Origin of the sequence: Pseudomonas sp. HTZ2, assembly GCF_033173945.1 — a bacterium.
Taxonomy (GTDB): domain Bacteria; phylum Pseudomonadota; class Gammaproteobacteria; order Pseudomonadales; family Pseudomonadaceae; genus Aquipseudomonas; species Aquipseudomonas guariconensis.
On record NZ_CP137332.1, the window covers coordinates 2,121,137 to 2,146,798 of the forward strand.

Here is a 25,662-nt window from a genome sequence, read left to right on the forward strand (position 1 = left end):
TATCAGATGGAGAGCGCTATGGCTTGGAATGAGCCGGGTGGCAACTCGAACAATCAGGATCCCTGGGGCGGCCGTCGTGGCGGCGGTGGTGGCGACAAGAAAGGTCCACCGGATCTGGACGAGGCCTTCCGCAAGCTGCAGGACAGCCTCAACGGCATGTTTGGCAGCGGCAAGAAACGCGGTGGCGGTGGCGACCGCAATGTTGGCAAAGGTGGCGGCCTGGGCCTGCTGGGCATCGGCCTGGCCGTGCTTGCGGCCATCTGGCTGTACAGCGCCGTGTACGTCGTGGACGAACAGGAACAGGCTGTGGTGCTGCGCTTCGGCAAGTACTACGAGACTGTCGGTCCGGGCTTGAATATCTATTTCCCGCCCATTGACCGTAAATATCTTGAGAACGTGACCCGCGAGCGGGCCTACACCAAGCAGGGCCAGATGCTCACCGAGGACGAGAACATCGTCGAGGTGCCGCTGACCGTGCAGTACAAGATCACCAACCTGCAGGACTTCGTACTCAACGTCGACCAGCCGGAGGTCAGCCTGCAGCACGCGACCGACAGCGCCCTGCGCCATGTGGTGGGTTCCACCTCGATGGACCAGGTGTTGACCGAAGGCCGTGAGCAGATGGCCGTCGATATCCGTGAGCGCCTGCAGCGCTTCCTCGACAACTACCGCACCGGTATCACCGTCACTCAGGTCAACGTGCAGAGCGCGGCAGCCCCGCGTGAAGTGCAGGAAGCGTTCGATGACGTGATCCGTGCCCGCGAGGACGAGCAGCGTGCACGCAACCAGGCCGAGTCCTACGCCAACGGTGTGGTGCCGGAGGCCCGTGGTCAGGCTCAGCGCATCATCGAGGATGCCAACGGCTACCGCGATGAAGTCATCGCCCGCGCCAAGGGTGAGGCCGATCGCTTCAGCAAGTTGGTTGCCGAGTACCGAAAGGCACCGGACGTGACCCGTCAGCGCCTGTACCTGGAGACCATGCAGGAGGTCTACAGCAATTCGAGCAAGGTCCTGGTGACCAGCAAGGATGGGCAGAACAACCTGCTCTACCTGCCACTGGACAAGATGGTCGAAGGCAGCCGCCATTCGGCCGCACCGGTCAGCACAGTACCGGCGTCGGCCAACGATGCGGCCGCGCGCGCGGCGCAGGAAATGCAACAGCAGCAACAATCGCTGCGTTCTAGGGAGAGCCGCTGATGAGCAATAAATCGCTGATCGCCCTGATCGCCGCCGTGGTGCTGGCCATCGTGGCCTGGAACAGCTTCTACATCGTGTCCCAGACCGAGCGTGCGGTATTGCTGCAATTCGGCCGCGTGGTCCAGGCGGATGTCCAGCCAGGCCTGCATGTGAAGGTCCCCTACGTCAACCAGGTGCGCAAGTTCGACGCCCGTCTGATGACCCTGGATGCACCGACCCAGCGCTTCCTGACACTCGAGAAGAAGGCGGTGATGGTCGATGCTTACGCCAAATGGCGAGTCAAGGACGCCGAACGCTTCTACACCGCGACCTCGGGCCTCAAGCAGATCGCCGATGAGCGTCTGTCCCGTCGTCTGGAAAGCGGCCTGCGTGACCAGTTCGGTAAGCGCACCCTGCACGAGGTGGTCTCCGGTGAGCGTGATGCGTTGATGGCCGACATCACCGCTTCGCTGAATCGCATGGCCAGCAAGGAACTGGGTATCGAGGTCGTCGATGTGCGCGTCAAGGCCATCGACCTGCCGAAGGAAGTCAACCGCAGTGTGTTCGACCGCATGAGCACCGAGCGTGAGCGTGAAGCCCGTGAGCACCGCGCCAAGGGTAACGAACTGGCCGAAGGTATCCGTGCCGATGCCGACCGTCAGCGTCGTGTACTGCTGGCCGAGGCCTATCGTGAAGCGGAAGAGACCCGCGGTGACGGCGACGCCCAGGCGGCTGCCATTTATGCCAAGGCTTACAACCAGGACGCGGACTTCTATGCGTTCTACCGTAGCCTGCAGGCCTATCGCGAGAGCTTCTCCAGCAAGAGCGACGTGCTGGTCCTCGATCCGAAGAACGAGTTCTTCCGCTTCCTGGACAAGAGCAAGCCTTGAGCCCTTCCTGAAAGACGCACCCCGCCTGGCAGCTAAAATGCCAAGCGGGGTGCATCCTGAAGGAAAAGGGGTGTATGATGAGTCAGCCGGGAAATTCCCGGCTTTTTTGCGTCTGCAAGGTTGATCGGCAACGTGTCGGTTGACGGTTTGGTCAGGTCGCAAGGCTATTCGAGGGTATTGGGTACGGTGGTAGCGCTGGGATCGGTGCTGCCCGCTGCTGTGCGCCAATGCCTGCTTTACTGACGGCTCGCCAGCTGGCAAGCCGCCCGGACCAGAGGGGAAATGGCGTAATGGCAACGGTAGACCGCTGGCTGCTGCCAGATGGCATCGAGGAAGTACTGCCGCCTGAGGCTGCGCGCATCGAGATCGCGCGTCGCCAGGTGTTGGACCTGTTCCAGAGTTGGGGTTACGAGCTGGTCGTCACCCCGCATATCGAGTACCTGGAATCGCTGCTCACCGGTGCCGGCCAGGACCTGGACCAGCGCACCTTCAAGGTGGTCGACCCGCAGTCCGGTCGCCTGATGGGCTTCCGCGCCGACTTCACTCCGCAGGTGGCGCGTATCGACGCCCACACCTTGCGTCGCGAAGGGCCGAGCCGCCTGTGCTATGCCGGTAGCGTTCTGCACGCTCAACCCCGTGCCCTGTCCACTTCGCGCAGCCCGATTCAGCTCGGTGCTGAGTTGTACGGCGATGCCAGTCCCACCAGTGACGTCGAGGTCATCAGCCTGATGCTCGCCACGTTGCAACTGACCGATGTCGCCGATGTGCACATGGACCTCGGCCATGTGGGCATCTACCGTGGCCTGGCCCGTGCCGCCGGCTTGTCCGGGGCGGTCGAGCAGCAGTTGTTCGACGCCCTGCAGCGCAAGGCCGTCGATGAAGTGCAGGCCCTGACCGCCGACCTGCCGAAGGATCTGGGCAACATGCTGCGTGCCCTGACCGAGCTGTGCGGTGGTCGTGAGGTGCTGGCCGAGGCCCGCGTCCGCCTGGGGCGTGCGCCAGCCAGCGTGCTGGCGGCGCTTGACGATTTGCTGGCGATCGCCGATCGCCTGGCGGCGCGTTATCCGGACTTGCCGCTGTACTTCGACCTGGGCGAGTTGCGCGGCTATCACTATCACACCGGCGTGGTGTTCGCCGTGTTCGTTCCAGGCGTCGGTCAGTCGATCGCCCAGGGCGGACGCTACGACGACATCGGCGCCGATTTTGGCCGGGCACGCCCAGCCACTGGATTTTCCACGGATTTGAAGACCCTGGTCACACTGGGGCGAGCGGAGGTCGTATTGCCTTCTGGCGGGATCTGGATGCCCGACAGCGGCGACACGGCCCTCTGGCAGATGGTCTGCCAGTTGCGCAACGAGGGCCAGCGTGTGGTCCAGGCACTGCCTGGTCAGCCGTTGAGTGCTGCTCTCGAGGCGGATTGTGATCGGCAATTGATTCAGCAAGACGGGCGCTGGCAGGTACTGCCGCTGACCCATTGAGATTCTTCGTCGGCCGTGGGCCGGCAACCAAGTTTGCGTGAATGAGGACAAGTGTTATGGGTAAGAATGTCGTCGTCCTGGGCACCCAATGGGGTGATGAGGGCAAAGGCAAGATCGTCGATCTGCTGACCGAACATGCTGCCGCCGTAGTGCGCTACCAGGGTGGCCACAACGCGGGTCACACCCTGGTGATCAACGGTGAGAAGACCGTTCTGCACCTGATTCCTTCCGGCATCCTGCGTGAAGGCGTGCAGTGCCTGATCGGCAACGGCGTGGTCGTGGCTCCGGATGCCTTGATGCGTGAAATCACCAAGCTGGAAGAGAAGGGTGTACCGGTGCGCGAGCGCCTGCGCATCAGCCCGGCTGCTCCGCTGATCCTGTCCTACCACGTGGCCCTCGACCAGGCCCGTGAAAAGGCGCGTGGCGAAGCCAAGATCGGTACCACTGGCCGTGGTATCGGCCCAGCCTACGAAGACAAGGTCGCTCGTCGCGGCCTGCGTGTTGGCGATCTGTTCCACCGCGAGCGTTTTGCCGCCAAGCTCGGTGAGCTGCTGGATTACCACAACTTCCAGCTGGTGAATTACTACAAAGAGCCGGCCATCGACTTCCAGCAGACACTGGACGAGTGCATGGCCTACGCCGAGCAGCTCAAGCCGATGATGCTCGACGTCACCGCCGAACTGCATAACCTGCGCCGCGCTGGCAAGGACATCATGTTCGAAGGCGCCCAGGGCTCGCTGCTGGATATCGACCACGGCACCTACCCGTACGTCACCAGCTCCAACACCACCGCTGGCGGTATCTCCACGGGTTCCGGCGTTGGCCCGATGTACCTGGACTATATCCTCGGCATCACCAAGGCCTACACCACCCGCGTGGGTTCTGGCCCGTTCCCGACCGAGCTGTTCGACGAGACTGGCGCCACCTTGGCCAAGCGCGGCCATGAGTTCGGCTCCACCACCGGTCGTGCTCGCCGCTGCGGTTGGTTCGATGCCGTGATCCTGCGTCGCGCTATCGACGTCAACAGCATCTCGGGTATCTGCCTGACCAAGCTGGACGTGCTGGACGGCCTGGAAACCATCAACATCTGTGTTGGCTACAAGAACGAGAACGGTGCGGTCATCGACGCGCCTTCCGACGCTGACAGCTACATCGGCCTGGAGCCGGTGTACGAAGAGATGCCAGGCTGGAGCGAGTCGACCCTGGGCGTGAAAACCTTGGAAGAACTGCCGGCCAACGCTCGCGCCTACATCAAGCGCATCGAGGAGCTGATCGGTGCGCCGATCGACATCATCTCGACTGGCCCGGACCGCAACGAGACCATCGTGCTGCGTCATCCGTTCGCCTGATCAGTCGCTTCGGCAGTGATCGAACGCCGCGCTCCGCAAGGAGTCGCGGCGTTTTCATTTGGGCACCATGCAGAAATGCCTTGTCAGGCGCCAGACATTGGCGTTTATCCCTGCTGTGCTGGGCATAACCCTTGCTGTATGAAACTCCTGTCGGTGCCATCAAAGTAATGGCGCCAGAAAACACGGGAGTTACAACGTGTCTGCCATTCTTTCACTGTTACGAAGCCGCCTCTTGCGGCCAGTGTTTGTTGCACTTGGTATCGCTCTTCTGGTGCAGGTGCTGGTTGCCGTTGCACTAACGCGGAGCACGGTCACCGCCCTAGAAGCCGATTTGGGTGCACGCTTGGGCAGCGACAGCCAGAAACTGGCCGCTGAACTGGAGCAGGCCGGGCAGGATGTCCGCGCCGGGCTCGACAGCCTCTCGGCCAGCACTCGTCAGCGCCTGAGCGCCGGCCTTTCCGAGCGCCTGCAGGGTGAGCAGCAGCAACTGCGCGCCACGCTGGAGAAGAACCTCAAGGACTCGGCCAACGACATGGCCGAGCTATTGGCCTCTGTCGCGCCGCGCGCCATCTGGGACAACGATGTACCGACGCTTTCGGACTTTGCGCGTCGCGCGCAGCGCAATCCCAATGTGTTGTTCGTCATTTATGACGACGCCCAAGGCCAACACCTGACCCGCTACCTGAATCGCCAAAATCCCATCAACCAGACGCTGATCGAGCGCGGGCAGGGCGAGCGCGCGTTGGACAAGGTGCTCGATGCCGCGCGCAAGGACCCTTCGGTGTACTACGTCGAGGCGTCCATCAACCCCAATGGCGCTGAGATCGGCAAGGTGCTGATGGGCGTGTCGACCGCCGGGGTGGAGCAGGAGCTCAAGGCGCTGGACCAGCGCTTTGCTGCCTTGATCGCCAGCGGCGAGCAACTGGTGGGCGATAGCCTGGTGGCGGCCGCCGCCGACAGTGGCAAGGCCCTGCGGTCGCGTCTCGAGACCGCACAGAACAGCGCCACCGCCATGCAGGCCAACACCGCGCAAACCGTGCGCGATGCCGCGGCCGAGCTGCGCTGGCGGATCGGCCTGGGCCTGGTGCTGGTAGGCTTGGGCGTGTTGTTGGTGGTGGCCGTGGTGCTGGGGCGGCGTGTGGTTAACAAGCTGCGCTTGTTGATTGGGGCGCTGAACGATCTGGCGGCGGGCGAGGGCGATCTGACCAAGCGGGTGGCGCTCGACAGCCGTGACGAGATCGGTGATATGGCCTCGGCGGTCAATCGCTTCGTCGACAAGCTGCAGCCCATCGTCCGCGAGGCTGGCGAAGTGGCTCAGCGTACGGGAGTGGAAATCGACACCATGGCTCAGCGCAACGCAGGTGCCGACGCAGCCGCTGCGCTGCAGCGTGACGAGGTCGCCGCCAGTCTGCGTGATCTTTCGAGCATGGCGGACGAGGCCCAGGCCGAAAGCCAAGCCATGCAAGCGGCCTTGCAGCAAGTGGTGGATATCCGCCAAGCCACTGACGAGAACAGTCGCGCTTCCACCCAGCTGGCGCGTTTGATCGAGAACCTGGCCGGGGAGGTGGAGACGGGTTCTCAGGTAATCGAACGGCTGGCCAAGCAGAGCGAGCAGATCGAAGTGGTGTTGACCGTGATCCACGGCATCGCTGAGCAAACCAACCTGCTGGCGCTCAACGCCGCTATCGAGGCTGCCCGGGCCGGAGAGACGGGACGCGGCTTTGCCGTGGTCGCCGATGAAGTGCGCGCCCTGGCAAGCAAGACCCAGAGCTCTACGGGCGATATCCAGGCGCACATCGCCGCCTTGCAGGCAGGAGCCAAGGAGGCGGTGGCCACCATTAGCCAGGCCGGTCGCCAGGCAAGCGAAGGGTTGTTGGTGCTGCGTGACAATGAGCGTCGTCAGCAGTCGGTACAGGCAGCGGTGGAGCAGGTGCACTCGGCCATCGGTCTCGCGACCCGGGCGGCTGAACAACAGGCTCACGGCGCGCAGGCTGTGCGCGGACGAGTGGAGAATATCCATGCCCAGGCTGAGCGTTCGGCAGAGGTGGTGATGCAGACCACGGCCAGCAGCAAGGTGCTGGATGATCTGGCGGCACAGTTGCGGGCGAGCCTGGGGCAGTTCCGCGCCTGAAAAAACGTAGGGGGTGTGACGGGGCGACTGTTGCCCTGCCGGCTCCAGGGGCTGTAAAGCAGCCCCTGGAGCGGCGGTGGGATCTACGAAACGGTTTACGCCTTGTTCAGATACATCCGCGTGGTCAGCAAATACACCGGCAACCCCGACACCACGATCAGTAGCGCCGCATAAGGTGCCGCCGCGGCGAATTCGACGTTGGCGGTATGCGCCCAGACTTCTGTTGCCAGCGTCGTCATGCCGGTGGGGCTGAGTAGCAGGGTAGCGGTCAGCTCCTTCATGGCATCGAGGAATACCAGGGCGAAGGCCGCTGCCAGGGCAGGGAAGATGATTGGCAGAGTCACCCGGCAGAAGGCGCCAAAACTGCTGGCGCCCAAGGTTCGGGCCGCTTCTTCCAGCGTGGGGGAGGCTTTGTTCAGGGCCGTGCGCACGGGGGCCTGGGCCAGCGGCAGGAACAGCAAGGCATAGGCCAGCAGCAGCAGGGCGGACGTCTGGTAAAGGGCCGGCACATAGTGCAGGGCGAAGAACACCAGCGTCAGCGCGATCACCAGCCCTGGCAAGGCATGCAGCAGGTAGGGCAGGCGCTCGGCCCAGATCGCCAGGCGGCCCTTGTAGCGCACCACCAGAAAGCTGATGGGCAGCGCCAGCAGCACGCAAAAACCGGCTCCACCCAAGGAGACTGACAGTGACGTCAGCAGTGCCTTGCCGATTTCCGTAACCGGAAATGCTGCCGATGAACCCACACTCAACCAGTAGCCGAGCATGGCCAAGGGGATTCCGCTGCCCAGTACCGCCAGTGACAGGCAGAACAACTGCCCCAAGGGCATCCAAACCCGTAGGCGAACCGGTTGACCGCGACGGGCCACGCCCTGGCCGATCCGCACATGGCGCGCCTTGCCACGTACGCGCAGTTCCAGCCAGAGCATTGCCAGGCACAGCGCCAGCAGCACAGCCGAAAGCATGGCCGCGTTGGCGTTGCTGAACTCCAGTTCGAACTGCTGGTAGATGGCCGTGGTGAAGGTCTGTAGGCCGAGGATGGACAGGGCGCCGAACTCCACCAGCATGTGCAGGGCAATCAGCAGTGCGCCGCCGATCATCGAGGGCCACAGCAACGGCAGGGTGATCTTGAAGAATACCCCCCAGCGGCTGCAGCCCAGGGTGCGCGCCGACTCCTCAAGAGAGGTGTCGAGGTTGCGCAAGGTCGCGGCCACAGGCAGGAACACCAGCGGGTACTTCGACAGCGCCATGACCAGGATTGCCCCGCCCAGGCCCTCGAAGTCCGAACTCAGCGACACCCAGGTGAAGCTGCTGACGAACGACGGCACAGCAAAGGGTAGGCACAGCACCACCCCCCAGAGGCGACGGCCTGGCAGGTCGCTGCGCTCCAGCAGCCAGGCCAACGCCAGTCCGACGATCAGGCAGGCCACTGTGACCCCTATCATCAACATCAAGGTGTTGCGCAGCAGCCCCCAGACGAAGGGGCGCCAGAGCAGGCGAAAGGCTTCATGCCAGCCGGCTTGCCATGCCTTGAGGGCGACGTAGAGCAATGGCAGCAAGCTCATCGCCACCAGGAACAGGACGGGCAGCACCACCCAGATCGAGGGGCGCTTGCGGCGTGGCACGAAGCGCGCCAGGGCCGGCTGGGGCAGGGCGGCAGTCATCAGAGCAGGCCGACCTCTCGTTCAAGCTCCAAGGCTTCCTCGGCGTTGCCAAGGTCCGCCGGCGAGATCTTCGGTGGGCGTAGCTCTTCGAACGGCTTCAGGCCCTGATCCGAGACCATGCCTTTATGCAACGGGTATTCGGCGGTGGTCTGGGTGATGACGCGCTGGCCCTCTTCGCTGGCCATCCAGTTGAGCAGGGCTTGGGCTTCCTTCGGGTGCTTGCTGGCCTTGACGGCGCCGGCACCGGAGATGGTTACCAGATTGCCGGCGTCGCCGTCGGCCAGGTAGTAGAGCTTGGAGTCCAGCTGGCCACGCTCGCGCTTGAGGGCATACCAGTAGTAATTGTTCACTAGCACGGTATCGACTTCACCGCGCTCGACGGCTTTGAGGGCCACCATGTTGTTGGTGTAGGCCTTGCCGAAGGCTTTGAGGCCGGTTAGCCATTCCTCGGTCGCTTCGCGGCCATGCAGCTTGAGGATGGCCACGGCTTGTTCTTGGAAGGCACCGCTGGTAGGCACGTAGCCGACACGGCCATCCCACTCGGGGTTGGCGAAGTCCATGACGCTTTTCGGCAGGTCCTTCTCGTCGATTTTCTTGGGGTTGAACACGACGATCCGGGTTCGCGCGGTCACACCCATCCAGGTACCGTTGGCGCCGACGTATTGCTTGGGCAGCATGTCCAAGGTCGCGTCATCGATTTTCGCCAACAGGCCCAGTTCGCCCAGGTTGTTCAGAGGCGGGGATTCTTCGGTATAGATGACATCGGCGGGCGAGCGATCGCCTTCCTCGATGATCTGACTGGCCAGCTGGTTGCTGCTGCCCTTGCGAATATTGATGTGAATGCCGGTCTTGGCCTCGTAGGCCTTGGCGATGGCTTCGCCGATTTCTTTGTGCTGGCCGTTGTACAGGGTCAGCGTGACCGGTTCGTCAGCCAAGGCGGCCGGTGCGCCGATCACCAGGCCGAAGAGAGCGGCGGCCAGGCTGCGCATCAGCAGTTGCGGGCGGATCGTCATGCGGGTACTTCCTCGCTTACGGCTACATATTTGGAAACAATGGTAAACGAAATCGTTTCTCAAGTGGCCGTATGGCGAGAAATTCATCAGCAGACAAAGGGCTAAGGAGGCGTCTCTTCCTGGTGGGGCTGGTTTGCCTGTGAAGAGCGATACACAGTGCTTGGCACCGGCTTTGCCGGTGTTTGCGCATGAAGCCGTTGCTGCAGAGGGCAGGGGGCTAAATCGCAGGCAAGAAAAAACCCACTAGCAAGCTAGTGGGTTTTTGTATGGTGCCCAGGAGAAGACTCGAACTTCCACGACCGTTAAGTCACTGATACCTGAAACCAGCGCGTCTACCAATTCCGCCACCTGGGCAAAGCTTTACATCTTCTGTGCAAGACGACTATCGTTCGTTTAACACAGTAGTAACAGATCCTTGGTCATCTGTTACTTGAAAATAGTTGGTGCCCAGGAGAAGACTCGAACTTCCACGGCCGTTAAGCCACTGATACCTGAAACCAGCGCGTCTACCAATTCCGCCACCTGGGCACACATTTCGTCGAGGTCACATGATGCTTTACATCGCGTTGCATCTCAACTACAACGTCGGCTGTCCGTCGTTGTGGTGCGCACTATACGGACGCTCCTGAGGGCTGTAAAGCCCCGGATCAAAAAAAATTCAAAAAATTCAACTTGTTGATTCCGCAGGCCTATTGCCTCCACTTCGACGCTCCGCTGGGGCTGTCCAAGGCAGACATTTCCGGTTTCAATACGCCTATGCCAGAATTCTTATCTATATACCCCAAGGTGAACCCCTTCTGATGGCCGATTGGCAATCCCTCGATCCCGAGGCCGCTCGCGAAGCGGAAAAATACGAAAATCCCATTCCTAGCCGTGAGCTGATCCTGCAGCGTCTCGCCGACCGTGGCGAACCGGCCGCTCGCGAAGAGCTGGCCGCCGAGTTCGGCCTGCACGAAGAAGACCAGATCGAAGCCCTGCGCCGCCGCCTGCGCGCCATGGAGCGCGATGGCCAGCTCATCTATACCCGGCGCGGCACCTATGCCCCGGTAGACAAGCTTGACCTGATCTGCGGTCGCGTTTCCGGCCACCGCGATGGTTTCGGCTTCCTGATCCCGGATGATGGCAGTGAAGATCTCTTCCTGAGCCCTGCGCAGATGCGCCTGGTGTTCGACGGTGACCGCGGTCTGGCCCGGGTTTCCGGTGTCGATCGCCGTGGCCGTCGTGAAGGCGTGCTGGTCGAAATCATCTCCCGTGCCCACGAGAGCGTGGTCGGCCGCTACTTCGAGGAAGGTGGCATTGGTTATGTCACTCCCGATAACCCGAAGATCCAGCAGGAAGTGCTGGTGACTGCCGGGCGTAACGGTGGTGCGAAGATTGGCCAGTTCGTCGAGATCAAGATCACCCATTGGCCGACCCCACGCTTCCAGCCCCAGGGTGATGTGGTGGAGGTGATCGGCAACTACATGGCGCCCGGCATGGAGATCGATGTCGCGCTGCGTAGCTACGATATTCCTCACGTCTGGCCTAAAGATGTGATCAAGGAAGCGCGCAAGTTCCGCTCCGAGGTCGAAGAGAAGGACAAGGAAAAGCGCATCGATCTGCGTCATCTTCCGTTTGTCACCATCGATGGCGAAGATGCCCGCGACTTCGACGATGCCGTTTATTGCGAGCCCTTGGGCAAGCTGCGGCTGTTCTCGGGCGGCTGGCGCCTGTACGTGGCGATCGCTGACGTTTCCAGCTATGTGCGCCTAGGTTCGGCCCTGGATGTCGAGGCGCAGCAGCGCGGCAACTCGGTGTACTTCCCCGAGCGCGTGATTCCGATGCTGCCCGAGGAGCTATCCAACGGCCTGTGTTCGCTGAACCCGCACGTCGATCGCCTGGCCATGGTCTGCGAAATGACCATCAACAAGGCCGGCCAGATGGTCGACTATCAGTTCTACGAAGCGGTGATTCATTCCCATGCCCGCCTGACCTACAACAAGGTCAGCAGCATGCTCGAACATGCCCGTACCCGCGAAGGCAAGGCCCTGCGCGAGGAGTACAGCGCGGTTCTGCCGGACCTCAAGCACCTCTATGCCCTGTACAAAGTGCTGGTGGCGGCTCGCCACACCCGTGGCGCGATCGACTTCGAGACCCAGGAAACCCGCATCATCTTCGGTGAAGACCGCAAGATCGATGAGATTCGCCCGACCGTACGCAACGATGCCCACAAGCTGATCGAGGAGTGCATGCTGGCGGCCAACGTGGCCACCGCCGAGTTCCTGCAGAAGCACGGCGTTCCGGCACTCTACCGTGTTCACGATGGCCCGCCACCGGAGCGCCTGGAAAAACTGCGCGCATTCTTGGGCGAGCTGGGCCTTTCGCTGCACAAGGGCAAGGATCCTTCGCCGAAGGACTACCAGGCCCTGTTGGCGAGCATTGCCGGGCGCCCGGACTTCCATCTGATCCAGACCGTCATGCTGCGCTCGTTGAGCCAGGCGGTGTACAGCGTCGAGAATAACGGCCACTTCGGCCTGAACTACGAGGCCTACACCCACTTCACCTCGCCGATTCGCCGTTACCCGGACTTGCTGGTGCATCGCGCCATCCGCAGCGTGATCCGCTCGAAGATCGATACTCCGCATGTCAAGCGGGCGGGTGCCATGAGCATTCCGAAGGCGCGCATTTACCCATACGACGAGAACACCCTCGACCAGATGGGCGAGCAGTGCTCGATGACCGAGCGACGTGCCGACGAGGCCACGCGCGACGTCGTCAACTGGCTCAAGTGCGAATACATGCGCGACCGTGTCGGCGAGACCTTCCCGGGCGTGATCACCGCGGTGACCGGCTTCGGCCTGTTCATCGAACTGACCGACATCTATGTGGAAGGCCTGGTACATGTCAGCGCCTTGCCGGGTGACTATTACCACTTCGATCCGGTGCACCACCGTCTGTCTGGCGAGCGCAGTGGTCGCAGCTTCCGCCTGGGCGATACTGTCGAGGTCAAGGTCATGCGTGTCGACCTGGAGCAGCGCAAGATCGACTTCGAGATGTCCGAGGCGAGCGTCAACGCCCCGGTCGGTCGCAAACCCGCTGCCGCGGCCGACAAAGCGGTACCTGCAGCCCAGCCGGCACCTGCATCCGAGGCGAAGATTTCGCCCAAGCCGCGCAGCCGCAAAAGCGAGACTGCCGAGGCGTACTTCCCCAAGGACGCCGTGCAGCGTAATGCCGAAGTGCGCAAAAGCCGGGAAATGAAAAAGGCGCTGATGAGCGAGGCCCGTCACAGCCACGCCAGCGGCAAGTCGGACAAAGGCGCCAAGGCGTCCGGCAAGCCGACCAAGCATCGCAAGGGGCCGTCGAAGTCCGGCGCGCCGCGCAAAGGCAAGAACAAGTCATGAGTCAGCTGGAAAAAATCTACGGCGTGCATGCCGTGCAGGGGCTGTTGCAGCATCATCCCAAGCGGGTCAAGCAGATCTGGTTGTCCGAGGGACGCAGCGAACCGCGTATCCAGAGCCTGTTGGCCTTGGCGGCGGAAAACCGCGTTCCGGTCGGCCAGGCCGAGCGCCGCGAGCTCGATGCCTGGGTCGAAGGTGTGCACCAAGGTGTCGTTGCCGAGGTCAGCCCGAGCCAGGTCTGGGGCGAGGCCATGCTCGACGAGTTGCTCGAACGTGCCGAACGGCCACCGCTGATCCTAGTGCTCGATGGTGTCACCGATCCGCATAATCTCGGTGCCTGCCTGCGTACTGCCGATGCTGCCGGTGTCACTGCAGTGGTGATTCCCAAGGACAAGTCGGCGACGCTCACGGCCGTGGTGCGCAAGGTCGCCTGCGGCGCTGCCGAGGTGATTCCACTGGTGGCCGTGACCAACCTTGCCCGTACGCTGGAGAAACTCCAGCAGCGTGGGCTATGGGTGGTCGGGACTGCAGGCGAGGCCGAGCAGGAGATCTACCAGCAGGATCTGACTGGCCCGCTGGTGATGATCATGGGCGCCGAAGGCAAGGGCATGCGTCGCCTGACCCGCGAGCACTGCGACTTCCTGGTCAAGTTGCCGATGGCCGGTAGCGTCAGCAGCCTGAACGTGTCGGTGGCTACCGGGGTGTGTCTGTTCGAGGCTGTGCGCCAGCGTCAGGTCAAGGGCTGATGCCCATTTGCGGCTGATCCCGCTGCTACAGGGCAGTGGGAGCGGGATTACCCGCAAAAGGGGCGGCGCCTCTTTCGCGGGGCTCCGGCAATTTGTTTCCGGCTGTTCAAATAATCGCCAGCCACCTTGCTTGTACTCCCCGCCTTCTCTACAATTGCGCCCCTTGCCAAGCAGGCAGGCGCGCATGTGCCTCTTTCCAAGGCAAGACATACAGTGTCATTCACTCCTTGTCTGACCACAGTGCTGGCAGACTACTAACCCGTAAGGAGCATTCATGCGTCATTACGAAATCATCTTCCTGGTTCACCCGGACCAGAGCGAGCAAGTCGGCGGCATGGTTGAGCGTTACACCAAGCTGATCGAGGAAGACGGCGGCAAGATCCACCGCCTGGAAGACTGGGGCCGTCGTCAGCTGGCCTACGCCATCAACAACGTTCACAAGGCTCACTACGTGATGCTGAACGTTGAGTGCACCGGCAAGGCCCTGGCCGAGCTGGAAGACAACTTCCGCTACAACGATGCCGTGATCCGTAACCTGATCATCCGTCGCGACGAAGCCGTCACCGGCCCGTCCGAGATGCTGAAGGCCGAAGAGAACCGCAGCGAGCGCCGTGAGCGTCGCGAGCGTCCTGAAGCTGCTGATGGCGTCGATGGCGACGACAGCAACGACAGCGACAACAGCGATAACGCTGACGAGTAATCCACGGACCTTTTTGAGGAGCCTATTACATGGCACGTTTCTTCCGTCGTCGTAAATTCTGCCGCTTCACTGCTGAAGACGTGAAAGAGATCGACTACAAAGATCTCAACACCCTGAAAGCTTACGTATCCGAAACCGGCAAGATCGTTCCAAGCCGTATCACCGGTACCAAAGCTCGTTATCAGCGTCAGCTGGCTACCGCTATCAAGCGCGCCCGCTTCCTGGCCCTGCTGCCCTACACCGACAGCCACGGCCGCTGAGACCGGGTCGTCGACAAGTAGCAAGGGATAAGCATGCGAGCGTTGGCTGATTTCATCATGCGCGGTCGTGTGCAGGCCTCCATTGTGGTGGCCGGTTGTGCGGCGTTGCCGCTGTTGTTCTGGTTGAGTGCCGCCGCCGGGAGCCTGGTGTTCCTGCGGCGCGGTTTCAAGGACGCTTCCTCGGTCATCGTCTGGGGTATCTTGCCGGCGTTGGCCTGGTGGATCTTCGGCGAGCCACGCACCTTGATGGTGCTGCTGGGGACGCTGGGGCTGGCTGCGCTGCTGCGCGCCGGACATTCCTGGAACCGGGTGCTGTTGTCCAGCATCGCCCTGGGCCTGTTGTACGGTGTTGTGCTTGGTTCGGTGTTCCGCGAACCGATTGAAGCTCTGGCGCGAGCGCTTGAAAAAGCCCTGCCGCAGATGCTCGACGGCCTCTACCAGCAGTTGTCGGTAGAGGAACAGGCACACCTTGGAAGCCTCATCGTACCGGTGCTCGGCGGCCTGATTGCGGCTCTGTTGCAAGTTGTCAGCGTGCTGGCCCTGATGTTGGGTCGCTACTGGCAAGCCGTGTTGTACAACCCGGGAGGTTTCGGCCGCGAGTTTCACGCGGTACGGATTCCCCTGGTGCCGATGCTGGTGCTGTTGGCCTGCATGCTGTTCGGCCCGAACTTCGGTCCTGGCCTGGCATTGCTGACACCACTGTGCAGTGTGCCGCTCATGTTCGCGGGGATCGCCCTGCTGCATGGGTTGGTGGCCCAGAAGCGCCTGGCCAAGTTCTGGCTGGTGGGGTTGTACGTGACGCTGGTGCTGTTCATGCAGCTGACTTATCCGTTGCTCGTGGTCTTGGCCATTGTCGATAGCCTGATTGATTTTCGCGGTCGCAAGTCCCCTCACCAGGGTGACGATTCCGCGAACGGTGAAGGTTAAAAGTTAAGAGGTTTTACCAAATGGAACTGATCCTGCTGGAAAAAGTCGCCAACCTGGGCAACCTGGGCGACAAAGTAAAAGTAAAAGGTGGTTACGGCCGTAACTTCCTGCTGCCTTTCGGCAAGGCCGTCGTTGCCAACGCCGTCAACCTGGCTGCGTTCGAAGAGCGTCGCGCCGAGCTGGAAAAAGCTGCTGCCGAGCGTAAAGCTTCGGCTGAAAGCCGCGCTGCCCAACTGGCCGAGCTGGAAGTGACCATCACTGCCACCGCTGGTGACGAAGGCAAGCTGTTCGGTTCGATCGGCACCCACGACATCGCTGACGCCCTGACCGCCTCCGGCGTTGAAGTGGCCAAGGCTGAAGTTCGTCTGCCGAACGGCACCATCCGTAACGTCGGCGAATACGACGTTGCCGTGCACCTGCACAGCGACGTTGAAGCCACCGTTCGCGTGGTTGTCGTCGCAGCCTAAGCTGCCGCGAATCGGTTGGCTCCTCGGGGCCAGCCGGTTAACATCGGGCACGGTCCTGCATCATGCAGGTCGTGCCCTTTGTCTTTTTCATCACCCAGATTTTTCGTGTGGACATGAACGAGATCAGCAATCCCGAACAACTAGACCTGCAGACTGCCGCCCTCAAGGTGCCGCCGCACTCCATCGAGGCCGAACAGGCCGTGCTCGGTGGCCTGATGCTGGACAACAACGCGTGGGAGCGGGTGCTGGACCAGGTCTCGGACGGTGATTTCTATCGGCATGACCACCGCCTGATCTTCCGCGCCATCCACAAACTGGTGGATCAGAACCAGCCGTTCGACGTGGTCACGCTGCACGAGCAGTTGGACAAGGAAGGCCTCTCGACCCAGGTCGGCGGGCTGGCGTACCTGGCCGAGCTGGCCAAGAACACGCCCTCGGTGGCCAACATCAAGGCCTATGCGGCGATCATTCGCGAGCGGGCCACGCTGCGCCAGTTGATCAGCATCAGCACCGATATCGCCGACAACGCCTTCAACCCCCAGGGCCGCAATGCTGCGGAAATTCTCGATGACGCCGAACGGCAGATCTTCCAGATCGCCGAAGCACGGCCCAAGACCGGTGGCCCGGTGGGCGTCAACGAGCTGCTGACCAAGGCCATCGACCGCATCGACACGCTGTTCAACTCCGACAGCGACATCACCGGTCTGTCGACCGGCTATACCGACCTGGATGAAAAGACCAGCGGCCTGCAGCCAGCGGATCTGATCATCGTCGCGGGTCGCCCTTCGATGGGTAAGACCACCTTCGCCATGAACCTGGTGGAGAACGCAGTGCTGCGCAGCGACAAGGCGGTGCTGGTGTTCTCCCTGGAGATGCCCGGCGATGCGCTGATCATGCGTATGCTGTCGTCCCTGGGGCGCATCGACCAGACCAAGGTGCGTTCCGGTCAGCTGGACGACGACGACTGGCCGCGCCTGACCTCGGCAGTCAACCTGCTCAACGACCGCAAGCTGTTCATTGACGATACCGCCGGCATCAGTCCCTCGGAAATGCGTGCCCGTACCCGCCGTCTGGTCCGCGAGCATGGCGATATCGCCATGATCATGGTCGACTACCTGCAGTTGATGCAGATCCCTGGCTCCAGCGGTGATAACCGGACCAACGAGATCTCCGAGATCTCGCGTTCCCTCAAGGCGCTGGCCAAGGAATTCAACTGCCCGGTCATCGCCCTGTCGCAGCTCAACCGCTCCCTCGAGCAGCGCCCCAACAAGCGTCCGGTGAACTCCGACTTGCGTGAATCCGGAGCGATCGAGCAGGACGCCGACGTGATCATGTTCGTCTACCGTGACGAGGTGTATCACCCCGAGACCGAGCACAAGGGCATCGCCGAAATCATCATCGGCAAGCAGCGTAACGGCCCCATCGGCTTCATCCGCCTGGCGTTCATCGGCAAGTACACCCGTTTCGAGAACCTCGCTCCGGGCATGTACAACTTCGACGACGACGAATAACCCTTCCAGCGGTACGTCTGTCCCATGTGACGACGGGTTTGCCTGCGAATACAGTGGACTCTGCGCCATCGCATTCGCGGGTGAACCCGCTCCCACAGGGCGGAAGTCTCTTTTTTTGAGCACACGAATCCGACCACTATCGTCGGATTTGATCAAATTTTGTGCTATATTCCGCGCCCGCGATTTCCCTGCACACCAGAACCGGTCACTGACATGCAAGCAGCCAAACCACTCTACGACTATCCCAAGTACTGGGCCGAATGCTTCGGGCCGGCACCGTTCCTGCCCATGAGCAGGGAGGAGATGGATCAGCTCGGCTGGGATTCCTGCGACATCATCATCGTGACCGGAGACGCCTACGTCGACCATCCGTCCTTCGGCATGGCCATCATTGGCCGGCTGCTGGAAGCCCAGGGCTTTCGCGTCGGCATCATTGCACAGCCGAACTGGCAGTCGAAGGACGACTTCATGAAGCTTGGCGAGCCGAATCTGTTCTTCGGCGTCGCGGCAGGCAACATGGACTCGATGATCAACCGCTATACCGCGGACAAGAAGATCCGTTCCGACGATGCCTATACCCCGGGTGGCCTGGCGGGCAAGCGCCCTGACCGCGCAAGCCTGGTGTACAGCCAGCGCTGCAAGGAGGCCTACAAGCATGTGCCGATCGTCCTCGGTGGCATCGAAGCCTCCCTGCGTCGCATCGCCCACTACGACTACTGGCAGGACAAGGTCCGTCATTCGATCCTGATCGATGCCAGTGCCGACATCCTGCTGTACGGCAACGCCGAGCGCGCCATCGTTGAAGTCGCCCAGCGCCTGTCCCAGGGCGAGCGCATCGAAAGCATTACCGATGTACGCGGCACCGCCTTCGTGCGCCGTGACACACCAGAGGGCTGGTACGAGATCGACTCGACCCGCATCGACCGGCCAGGACGTGTCGACAAGATCATCAACCCCTACGTCAACACCCAGGACACCCAGGCCTGCGCCATCGAGCAGGCCAAGGGTGAAGTCGAGGACCCGAACGAAGCCAAGGTTGTGCAGATTCTCGACAGCCCGCGCATGACCCGTGAGAAGTCGGTGATCCGCCTGCCATCGTTCGAGAAGGTGCGCAACGACCCGGTCCTCTACGCCCACGCCAACCGTGTGCTGCACCTGGAGACCAATCCCGGGAACGCCCGCGCTTTGGTGCAGAAGCATGGTGAGGTGGACGTGTGGTTCAACCCACCACCCATCCCGATGAGCACCGAGGAAATGGACTACGTGTTCGGCATGCCTTACGCGCGCGTCCCGCATCCGGCCTATGGCAAGGAGCGCATCCCGGCCTACGAGATGATTCGCTTCTCGGTGAACATCATGCGTGGCTGCTTCGGCGGCTGCACCTTCTGCTCGATCACCGAGCACGAAGGCCGAATCATCCAGAACCGCTCCCACGACTCGATCATCCGCGAAATCGAGGAAATGCGTGACAAGGTGCCAGGCTTCACCGGCGTGGTCTCCGACCTCGGCGGCCCGACCGCCAACATGTACCGCATCGCCTGCAAGAGCCACGAGATCGAGAAGCACTGCCGCAAGCCGTCCTGCGTGTTCCCCGGCATCTGCGAGAACCTCAACACCGACCATAGTTCGCTGATTGAGCTGTACCGCAAGGCGCGTGCCCTCCCGGGGGTGAAGAAGATCCTTATCGCTTCCGGCCTGCGCTACGACCTGGCCGTGGAGTCCCCGGAGTACGTCAAAGAGCTGGTGACCCACCACGTCGGCGGTTACCTGAAGATCGCTCCGGAACACACCGAGCGGGGGCCGCTGGACAAGATGATGAAGCCGGGGATCGGCACCTACGACCGCTTCAAGCGCATGTTCGAGAAGTTCTCGAAGGAAGCGGGCAAAGAGCAATACCTGATCCCGTACTTCATCGCCGCGCACCCAGGCACCACCGACGAGGACATGATGAACCTCGCCCTGTGGCTCAAGAGCAATGGTTTCCGCGCCGACCAGGTGCAGGCGTTCTACCCTTCGCCGATGGCCTCGGCCACGGCCATGTACCACTCGGGCAAGAATCCGCTGCGTAAGGTGACCTACAAGAGCGAAGGGGTGGAGATCGTCAAGAGCGAAGAACAGCGTCGCCTGCACAAGGCCTTCCTGCGCTATCACGATCCGAAGGGCTGGCCAATGCTGCGTGAAGCGCTGCAACGCATGGGGCGCGCTGACCTGATCGGTCCGGGCAAGCACCAGTTGATCCCGCTGCATCAGCCGCAGACCGACAGCTACCAGAGCGCTCGCCGCAAGAACTCGACTCCTGCCGGCAGCCACAAGGTGGGCAAAGACCAGAAGATCCTGACCCAGCACACCGGCCTGCCGCCGCGCGCCAGCGATGGCAGCAAGCCGTGGGACAAACGGGAGAAGGCCAAGGCCGAAGCGTTCGCTCGCAACCAACAGGCGGCCAAGGAGCGCAGGGAAGCGGCCAAGGGCGGCAAAGGCAAGAAGAAGCCTCGTCAGCCAGTCATTCCGCGCTGATCGATAGCCTGGGCACTGGACCCTGTGGAAGCGGGCTTATCCGCGAATGCTGAGGTGTCTACCGACGCATTGGCGGTAAAACCCGTTCCACAGGTCAGATGCGGGGCCCATCGATCGAGATCAATCAGGTTTCTTGTCGACCCACTTGGGTAGCACGGGCGGCACGAATTCCTCCATCGCATTCAGCAGCTCATCCGGCTGCTTGCCAAGCAACAGCATCGCCCGGTGCTGCGGTCTTACGAAGCCTTCTTCGACGATATGGTCGAGGAACCCGCCCAGTTTTTCATAGAACCCGTTCACATCTAGTAAGCCCAATGGCTTGGCGTGGTAGCCCAGCTGGCCCCAGGTCCAGACCTCGAACAGTTCCTCTAGCGTTCCCAGGCCCCCCGGAAGGGCGATGAAGGCATCGCTCAGCTCGGCCATGCGCGCCTTGCGGGCGTGCATGCCGTCGACCACTTCCAGCCGTGGCAAGCCTTTATGGCCGATTTCCGCATCGATGAGGCTTTGTGGCATGACGCCGATCACTTCCCCGCCAGCCGCCATGGCGGCATCGGCCACAGCGCCCATCAGGCCCACGGAGCTCCCGCCGTACACCAGGGTCAGGCCGCGCCGGGCGATGGCCTGGCCCAGAGCTACCGCGGCTTCACGATAAGCGGGGTGGGTGCCGATGCTGGCACCGCAAAAGACACAAACGGAACGTACAGGCATTGCTAATCTCCCATCACATGCGCGCACAGGGTAAGGCGCATGCCTGCCGCTTCCAAGCGCCGATTCACTCGGGGCGGGAGAACTCGCAAACTGCCGCGCCACTGGCGCCACAGGCGTAGGCAGCCAGCAGGCTGCGCATCATGCTGCTCAATGTCATGGTACTTGCTCCTGAATGAGAGGTTGTCCCATCGTCCATTAAGAGGGCATGATGTGCACTTAGATTGGTTGTATACAATCCATTGAACAAATCTACTGGCTGAGGCCTTTCCTCCTTGACCCATATCAGCGGGGAGGCGAGCGGCTTCAGGCAGTCTCGCAATGATTAAACCCTGCCAAGGAGATTCATGATGTTTGCGAAAGCTGTAGCGGTATCCCTGCTGACCCTCGCCAGCGCTTCTGTCTTTGCAGCCGAGTGCTCGGTGACTGTCGAGTCCACCGACCAGATGTCCTACACCACCAAGGAATTCACCGTCGACAAGAGCTGCAAAGAGTTCACCGTCAAGCTGACCCATTCCGGCAGCCTGCCGAAGAACGTCATGGGCCACAACCTGGTGATCAGCAAGACTGCCGACATGCAGGGCATCGCCACCGAAGGCATGAGCAAGGGTCTGGAAAACGACTACCTCAATGCCGCCAATGCCGGGATCATCGCCCATACCAAGATGATCGGTGCGCCAGAGAAGGAAACCGAAGTTAAGTTCGACACCTCCAAGCTCGAAGCCGGTGGTGACTACAGCTTCTTCTGCACCTTCCCAGGCCATATCTCGATGATGAAGGGCAAGGTCATCGTCAAATAAGCGAAACCTGAGCGTATAACCTGTGGGAGCGGGTTTGCCCGCGAATGCCTCGGTGGTCTGCCACTGCATTCGCGGGTGAGCCCGCTCCCACAGGCGTTTCTAGGGGCTGATCAAGGCGCGAACGGCAGCTCGCGTTTGTGCTGGCTCTTGCGGTAGGTGGCGACGATGATGTCGAACGCCTCCTGGCTGACCGGCTCGCCGTGCAGGAACGCGTCGATCTGCTTGTAGGTCACGCCGTGGGAGGCTTCGTCCGGCTTGCCCGGCGCCAAGTCTTCCAGGTCCGCGGTCGGGACTTTTTCCACCAGCGCTTCCGGCGCGCCGAAACTGCGAGCGATGTCTCGCACTTGGTTCTTGACCAGGCCGCTCAGTGGTGCCAGGTCGCAGGCACCATCACCGAATTTGGTGAAAAAGCCCATCACCGCCTCGGCAGCATGATCTGTTCCGATCACCAGGCCGCCCCGGGCGCCGGCAATGGCGTACTGGGCCACCATGCGCATGCGCGCCTTGACGTTACCCACGACGAAATCCACCAGGGTCGGCGAGCCGCCTTCCAAGGCTTTGGTCTCGGCTGCCAGGGCGCGGACGGCCGGGGCGATATCCACGGTGTGCACTTCATCGGCTTTGATCACATCCAGACACGCCTGGGCGTCGTGTTCGTCGTGCTGTACCTGATAGGGCAGGCGCACGGCGATGAAGCGGTAGCTGTCGTCTCCGGTCTCGGCACGCAACTCATTGATCGCGCGCTGGGCGAGCAGGGCCGCGGTCAGCGAGTCGACCCCGCCGCTGATGCCTAGGACCAGGGTCTTGAGCCGAGCATTGGCCAGGCATCCCTTGATGAAGGTCACGCGCCGGGTGACTTCGGCCTGGAGCGCGGCGGCGTCGGCAAACGGGGGCTGCACCTTGAGCTGCTGCGCAATCTCTCGCTGAACGGCTTGCATGGGTTACTCCTTGCTGGGGACTTTGAATACATGGCGCAGGTAATTGACGAAATTCTCGTCACGGCACTGTGTCTTGGCGGCCTCGTCGGAGATCTTGGCCACCGGCGAGCCGTTGCAGTCGGTCATTTTAAGCACGATGCTCATCGGCGCTACACCAGGAATGTCACAGGTAAGGTTGGTGCCGATACCGAAGCTGACATTGATGCGACCGCGCAAGGCGCGGAAGATTTCCAGCGAACGGGTCAGATTCAGGCCGTCGGAAAACACCAGCGTCTTGGTCATCGGATCGATGCCCAGTTTTCGGTAATGGGCGATGGCCTTCTCCGCCCAGGCTACCGGATCTCCGGAATCATGGCGCAGCCCGTCGAAGAGCTTGGCGAAGTACAGGTCGAAATCGGTCAGGAAGGCATCCATGGTGATGCAGTCGGTCAAGGCGATGCCCAAAAGCCCGCGGTATTCGCGGACCCAGCAGTCCAGCGCGGCGATCTGGCTGTCGATCAGCCGAGGGCCCAGTTGCTGGTGGGCCATGATCCACTCATGGGCCATGGTGCCCAGGGGCCTGACATCCAGCTTCCAGGCCAGGTCCACGTTGCTGGTGCCGACGAAGCGCGCTGGGAAGTCATCACGCAACACCCGTACCACTTCTTCCTGCACTCGACCGGAAAAGCGCCGCCGGGTACCGAAGTCGGCCACTTGCAGTTCGGCCAGCTCCTCGTCGCTGGCATGGGCACGCAGCCAGTCGAACTTACGGTACAACTGATCACGCGCCTCGCTAAGGCGCATGCGTGGGTGCAGATGACGATTGCGCACTTCGCTGATGATGGCCAGCAACGGCACTTCGAACAGGATCACGTGCAGCCATGGGCCACGCAGGCGCAAGAACAGCTGATCGTTCTCGATGCCAATACGCAAGTAACGCAGGTTGAAACGAAACAGCCCAAGAAAACGCAGGAAGTCGGGCTTGAGGAAGCTGATGCGCTCGAGGAAGGCCAGCTGACCTTCGTCCAAGCTAAGGTCGCTGAGGTGTTCGATTTCTTTGCGGATTTCGTCGAGGTACGGGCGCAGGTCCTCGCCGTTGCGACAGCGGAACTCCCATTCCACGTCTGCATCCGGGTAGTTGTGCAGGACAGCCTGCATCATGGTCAGTTTGTAGAAGTCGGTGTCGAGCAGGTTGTGCACGATGCGCTCGGCAAATGCGCTCTCGCTCATTGAGGGGCTCCAAGTGGCGGCGCTCGCGTCACAAAGCAGGCGCGCGGAATCCGCGCCATTGTGCCAGCGTTTGCGCCGTCGTGAGCACATTGGCTTCGGTAACGGCCCGTGCGGTTCGGCCCGGGCAGCCCCTGTCGGAGCGGGCTTGTCCCGCGATTTGGCGCTTTTGTCGCCCGTGATCCGGGCACTTTCCTACACACTGCGCCGCCTCGTAACGGTGCCCCCTGTGGCAGTTGTGCACTTGCAGTGTGCAGTTCGGTGACGTCGCCCTGTTACAGGGCGGTTGCACGTAAACACTTGCCAGGGTTGCAATGATGGCGCCGAGCGGTTGCCCAGAATGGCCAGCAGGGTTGCGACTTGTCTAGGTTAGACGGTTGCACGCTCAATAAAGAAAAGGCCGTCGGTCGCCTTTAGTCCGCTCTCTCACTGCGTTTTGCGACGAAGACAAATCTGCTGGCACGGCGCTTGCTCTGAGCTCAGTGCTGAAAGTTGTAGTGCCAACCAAAAAAACTCTAAGGAGCACCACCTCATGTCGCAGACGTTTTACAAGAAAGGTTTCCTGGCTCTCGCCGTAGCTTCGGCACTGGGTGTTTCCTCGTTTGTTCAGGCCGATGTGAAGATCGGTGTCGCAGGCCCGATGACCGGCGCCAACGCAGCGTTTGGCGAGCAGTACATGAAAGGTGCCCAGGCGGCAGCCGACAAGATCAACGCCGCAGGTGGGGTCAACGGCGAGAAGATCATCCTGGTCAAGGGCGATGACGCCTGCGAACCCAAGCAAGCCGTGGCCGTGGCCAACCGTCTGGTCGATCAGGACAAAGTCATCGGCGTGGTCGGTCACTTCTGCTCCTCCAACACCATCCCGGCCTCTGAGGTCTACGACGAAGCTGGCGTGATCGCCATCACCCCAGGCTCGACCAACCCTCAGGTGACCGAGCGAGGGCTCTCGGCCATGTTCCGCATGTGCGGTCGCGACGACCAGCAGGGCATCGTGGCCGGCGACTACATCGTCGATGTACTCAAGGGCAAGAAAGTCGCTGTCCTGCACGACAAGGACACCTATGGTCAGGGCCTGGCCGATGCGACCAAGGCGCAGCTTGAAAAACGTGGCGTGAAACCTGTGCTGTACGAAGGCCTGACCCGAGGCGAGAAAGACTTCAGCGCGGTGGTCACCAAGATTCGTTCCACCGGTGCCGACGTGGTCTACTTCGGTGGTCTGCACCCAGAAGCCGGCCCACTGGTACGCCAACTGCGCGAACAAGGTCTGAAAGATGTGAAGTTCATGTCCGACGACGGCATCGTGACCGACGAACTGGTAGCCACCGCTGGCGGTGCCCAGTACGTCAATGGCGTGTACATGACCTTCGGTGCCGACCCGCGCCTGCTGCCTGACAGCAAGGCGGTGGTGGAGGAGTTCCGCAAGGCCGGTACCGAACCTGAGGGCTACACCCTGTACGCCTACGCTTCCCTCCAGGCCCTGGCTGCCGCGTTCAACGGCGCTAAGTCGAACAAGGGCGAAGACGCTGCCAAGTGGCTCAAGGCCAACCCGGTCCAGACCGTCATGGGCGAGAAGAAGTGGGACAACAAGGGCGACCTGACCGTCTCCGACTACGTGGTCTACCAGTGGGATGCCAACGGCAAGTACCACCAGCTGGAAAAACAAAAATAACAATGGCGACCGGCCCGGATGCGCAGTGCTCCGGGCCGCAGCCCCGCGGTACCTGTCTTTATCCGTAGATCTGCACAGTTCTGCGCTGCGAGGGCCGCTTCAGCGGTGGTCCGCCGTGGTCGGCGCTCGTGCAATCTCAATCAG

General features: G+C 61.7%; 20 protein-coding genes, 2 tRNA genes and 1 pseudogene. 16 read left to right on the top strand and 7 right to left on the bottom strand.

Features of this window, described 5'->3' with window-relative positions:
- The first annotated feature begins 18 nt into the window (after window positions 1-18).
- The 6 genes and pseudogenes from hflK (at window position 19) to R6G97_RS24945 (ending at window position 7,024) form a co-directional block, all read left to right on the top strand.
- Window positions 19-1,197, top strand: coding sequence for an FtsH protease activity modulator HflK (gene hflK / locus R6G97_RS09855; protein ID WP_043211979.1), 1,179 nt, complete (start codon window positions 19-21; stop codon window positions 1,195-1,197).
- Window positions 1,197-2,066, top strand: a complete 870-nt coding sequence (hflC, locus tag R6G97_RS09860; RefSeq protein ID WP_043211977.1) for a protease modulator HflC — start codon at window positions 1,197-1,199, stop codon at window positions 2,064-2,066. The genes hflK and hflC overlap by 1 nt, the downstream gene beginning before the upstream one ends.
- A 290-nt stretch (window positions 2,067-2,356) precedes the next feature.
- The gene (locus R6G97_RS09865) at window positions 2,357-3,544 is read left to right on the top strand and encodes an ATP phosphoribosyltransferase regulatory subunit (protein WP_043211975.1); all 1,188 of its coding nucleotides are present in this window, start codon (window positions 2,357-2,359) and stop codon (window positions 3,542-3,544) included.
- 56 nt (window positions 3,545-3,600) lie between these two features.
- A complete protein-coding gene (locus R6G97_RS09870) occupies window positions 3,601-4,893 on the top strand; it encodes an adenylosuccinate synthase (RefSeq protein ID WP_013974430.1) in 1,293 nt (430 codons plus the stop codon).
- A 1,012-nt stretch (window positions 4,894-5,905) separates the two neighbouring features.
- A pseudogene (locus R6G97_RS24940) lies at window positions 5,906-6,166 on the top strand (HAMP domain-containing protein); the annotation flags it as partial.
- A gap of 69 nt (window positions 6,167-6,235) precedes the next feature.
- On the top strand, window positions 6,236-7,024 hold the full coding sequence (locus tag R6G97_RS24945; protein WP_372240776.1) for a methyl-accepting chemotaxis protein: 789 nt from the start codon (window positions 6,236-6,238) through the stop codon (window positions 7,022-7,024).
- Between the two features lie 95 nt (window positions 7,025-7,119).
- Here the strand turns inward: R6G97_RS24945 and R6G97_RS09880 are convergent, their stop codons facing one another.
- The 4 genes from R6G97_RS09880 to R6G97_RS09895 form a co-directional block, all read right to left on the bottom strand.
- Window positions 7,120-8,685 (bottom strand): ABC transporter permease, encoded by a 1,566-nt coding sequence (locus R6G97_RS09880; RefSeq protein ID WP_043211970.1) that lies wholly within the window; start codon window positions 8,683-8,685, stop codon window positions 7,120-7,122.
- The gene (locus R6G97_RS09885) at window positions 8,685-9,698 is read right to left on the bottom strand and encodes an extracellular solute-binding protein (protein ID WP_043211968.1); all 1,014 of its coding nucleotides are present in this window, start codon (window positions 9,696-9,698) and stop codon (window positions 8,685-8,687) included. The genes R6G97_RS09880 and R6G97_RS09885 overlap by 1 nt, the downstream gene beginning before the upstream one ends.
- A gap of 267 nt (window positions 9,699-9,965) precedes the next feature.
- A tRNA-Leu gene (locus R6G97_RS09890) sits at window positions 9,966-10,052 on the bottom strand.
- Between the two features lie 87 nt (window positions 10,053-10,139).
- Window positions 10,140-10,226, bottom strand: a tRNA-Leu gene (locus R6G97_RS09895).
- A 272-nt stretch (window positions 10,227-10,498) separates the two neighbouring features.
- On the opposite strand from R6G97_RS09895, the gene rnr reads away from it, so the two are divergent.
- The 8 genes from rnr to R6G97_RS09935 all read left to right on the top strand — a co-directional run bounded on the left by rnr (window position 10,499) and on the right by R6G97_RS09935 (window position 20,200).
- A complete protein-coding gene (rnr, locus tag R6G97_RS09900; protein WP_043211965.1) occupies window positions 10,499-13,078 on the top strand; it encodes a ribonuclease R in 2,580 nt (859 codons plus the stop codon).
- Window positions 13,075-13,821, top strand: coding sequence for a 23S rRNA (guanosine(2251)-2'-O)-methyltransferase RlmB (gene rlmB / locus R6G97_RS09905; RefSeq protein WP_043211963.1), 747 nt, complete (start codon window positions 13,075-13,077; stop codon window positions 13,819-13,821). Before rnr ends, rlmB begins: the two co-directional genes overlap by 4 nt.
- 274 nt (window positions 13,822-14,095) lie before the next feature.
- Window positions 14,096-14,521: a 30S ribosomal protein S6 gene (gene rpsF, locus R6G97_RS09910; protein ID WP_043211961.1), complete on the top strand. Its 426-nt coding sequence runs from the start codon at window positions 14,096-14,098 to the stop codon at window positions 14,519-14,521.
- Window positions 14,522-14,550: 29 nt separating this feature from the next.
- A complete protein-coding gene (gene rpsR, locus R6G97_RS09915) occupies window positions 14,551-14,781 on the top strand; it encodes a 30S ribosomal protein S18 (RefSeq protein WP_009403887.1) in 231 nt (76 codons plus the stop codon).
- Between the two features lie 33 nt (window positions 14,782-14,814).
- Window positions 14,815-15,708, top strand: coding sequence for a hypothetical protein (locus R6G97_RS09920; RefSeq protein ID WP_043211957.1), 894 nt, complete (start codon window positions 14,815-14,817; stop codon window positions 15,706-15,708).
- Between the two features lie 20 nt (window positions 15,709-15,728).
- Window positions 15,729-16,175, top strand: coding sequence for a 50S ribosomal protein L9 (rplI, locus tag R6G97_RS09925; RefSeq protein ID WP_043211954.1), 447 nt, complete (start codon window positions 15,729-15,731; stop codon window positions 16,173-16,175).
- Window positions 16,176-16,288: 113 nt separating this feature from the next.
- Complete coding sequence (gene dnaB, locus R6G97_RS09930; RefSeq protein WP_043212012.1) at window positions 16,289-17,686, top strand: replicative DNA helicase; 1,398 nt, start codon at window positions 16,289-16,291, stop codon at window positions 17,684-17,686.
- 213 nt (window positions 17,687-17,899) lie between these two features.
- A complete protein-coding gene (locus R6G97_RS09935; protein ID WP_043211952.1) occupies window positions 17,900-20,200 on the top strand; it encodes a YgiQ family radical SAM protein in 2,301 nt (766 codons plus the stop codon).
- Between the two features lie 120 nt (window positions 20,201-20,320).
- On the opposite strand, the gene R6G97_RS09940 is transcribed toward R6G97_RS09935, so the two are convergent.
- On the bottom strand, window positions 20,321-20,908 hold the full coding sequence (locus R6G97_RS09940) for a TIGR00730 family Rossman fold protein (protein ID WP_043211950.1): 588 nt from the start codon (window positions 20,906-20,908) through the stop codon (window positions 20,321-20,323).
- A gap of 347 nt (window positions 20,909-21,255) precedes the next feature.
- Between R6G97_RS09940 and azu the strand changes: the two genes are divergently transcribed.
- Window positions 21,256-21,705, top strand: a complete 450-nt coding sequence (gene azu, locus R6G97_RS09945) for an azurin (protein ID WP_043211949.1) — start codon at window positions 21,256-21,258, stop codon at window positions 21,703-21,705.
- 110 nt (window positions 21,706-21,815) lie between these two features.
- On the opposite strand, the gene nadE is transcribed toward azu, so the two are convergent.
- Window positions 21,816-22,643, bottom strand: coding sequence for an ammonia-dependent NAD(+) synthetase (gene nadE / locus R6G97_RS09950; RefSeq protein WP_043211947.1), 828 nt, complete (start codon window positions 22,641-22,643; stop codon window positions 21,816-21,818).
- A gap of 3 nt (window positions 22,644-22,646) precedes the next feature.
- Complete coding sequence (gene pncB, locus R6G97_RS09955) at window positions 22,647-23,852, bottom strand: nicotinate phosphoribosyltransferase (protein ID WP_043211943.1); 1,206 nt, start codon at window positions 23,850-23,852, stop codon at window positions 22,647-22,649.
- A gap of 529 nt (window positions 23,853-24,381) precedes the next feature.
- Between pncB and R6G97_RS09960 the strand changes: the two genes are divergently transcribed.
- Entirely contained in the window at window positions 24,382-25,518 is a 1,137-nt protein-coding gene (locus R6G97_RS09960) for a branched-chain amino acid ABC transporter substrate-binding protein (RefSeq protein WP_043211941.1), read from the top strand.
- Window positions 25,519-25,662: the final 144 nt, after the last annotated feature.

What these genes read in the sequence shown, in the direction of transcription:
- hflK (WP_043211979.1), top strand. Translation starts at nt 19, where the DNA reads ATGGCTTGGAATGAGCCGGGTGGCAACTCGAACAATCAGGATCCCTGG.
- R6G97_RS09960 (WP_043211941.1), top strand. Translation starts at nt 24,382, where the DNA reads ATGTCGCAGACGTTTTACAAGAAAGGTTTCCTGGCTCTCGCCGTAGCT.
- R6G97_RS09920 (WP_043211957.1), top strand. Translation starts at nt 14,815, where the DNA reads ATGCGAGCGTTGGCTGATTTCATCATGCGCGGTCGTGTGCAGGCCTCC.
- rplI (WP_043211954.1), top strand. Translation starts at nt 15,729, where the DNA reads ATGGAACTGATCCTGCTGGAAAAAGTCGCCAACCTGGGCAACCTGGGC.
- rlmB (WP_043211963.1), top strand. Translation starts at nt 13,075, where the DNA reads ATGAGTCAGCTGGAAAAAATCTACGGCGTGCATGCCGTGCAGGGGCTG.
- R6G97_RS24945 (WP_372240776.1), top strand. Translation starts at nt 6,236, where the DNA reads ATGGCTCAGCGCAACGCAGGTGCCGACGCAGCCGCTGCGCTGCAGCGT.
- R6G97_RS09940 (WP_043211950.1), bottom strand. Translation starts at nt 20,908, where the DNA reads ATGCCTGTACGTTCCGTTTGTGTCTTTTGCGGTGCCAGCATCGGCACC.
- dnaB (WP_043212012.1), top strand. Translation starts at nt 16,289, where the DNA reads ATGAACGAGATCAGCAATCCCGAACAACTAGACCTGCAGACTGCCGCC.
- hflC (WP_043211977.1), top strand. Translation starts at nt 1,197, where the DNA reads ATGAGCAATAAATCGCTGATCGCCCTGATCGCCGCCGTGGTGCTGGCC.
- rpsF (WP_043211961.1), top strand. Translation starts at nt 14,096, where the DNA reads ATGCGTCATTACGAAATCATCTTCCTGGTTCACCCGGACCAGAGCGAG.
- rnr (WP_043211965.1), top strand. Translation starts at nt 10,499, where the DNA reads ATGGCCGATTGGCAATCCCTCGATCCCGAGGCCGCTCGCGAAGCGGAA.
- rpsR (WP_009403887.1), top strand. Translation starts at nt 14,551, where the DNA reads ATGGCACGTTTCTTCCGTCGTCGTAAATTCTGCCGCTTCACTGCTGAA.
- R6G97_RS09885 (WP_043211968.1), bottom strand. Translation starts at nt 9,698, where the DNA reads ATGACGATCCGCCCGCAACTGCTGATGCGCAGCCTGGCCGCCGCTCTC.
- pncB (WP_043211943.1), bottom strand. Translation starts at nt 23,852, where the DNA reads ATGAGCGAGAGCGCATTTGCCGAGCGCATCGTGCACAACCTGCTCGAC.
- azu (WP_043211949.1), top strand. Translation starts at nt 21,256, where the DNA reads ATGTTTGCGAAAGCTGTAGCGGTATCCCTGCTGACCCTCGCCAGCGCT.
- nadE (WP_043211947.1), bottom strand. Translation starts at nt 22,643, where the DNA reads ATGCAAGCCGTTCAGCGAGAGATTGCGCAGCAGCTCAAGGTGCAGCCC.
- R6G97_RS09870 (WP_013974430.1), top strand. Translation starts at nt 3,601, where the DNA reads ATGGGTAAGAATGTCGTCGTCCTGGGCACCCAATGGGGTGATGAGGGC.
- R6G97_RS09865 (WP_043211975.1), top strand. Translation starts at nt 2,357, where the DNA reads ATGGCAACGGTAGACCGCTGGCTGCTGCCAGATGGCATCGAGGAAGTA.
- R6G97_RS09935 (WP_043211952.1), top strand. Translation starts at nt 17,900, where the DNA reads ATGCAAGCAGCCAAACCACTCTACGACTATCCCAAGTACTGGGCCGAA.
- R6G97_RS09880 (WP_043211970.1), bottom strand. Translation starts at nt 8,685, where the DNA reads ATGACTGCCGCCCTGCCCCAGCCGGCCCTGGCGCGCTTCGTGCCACGC.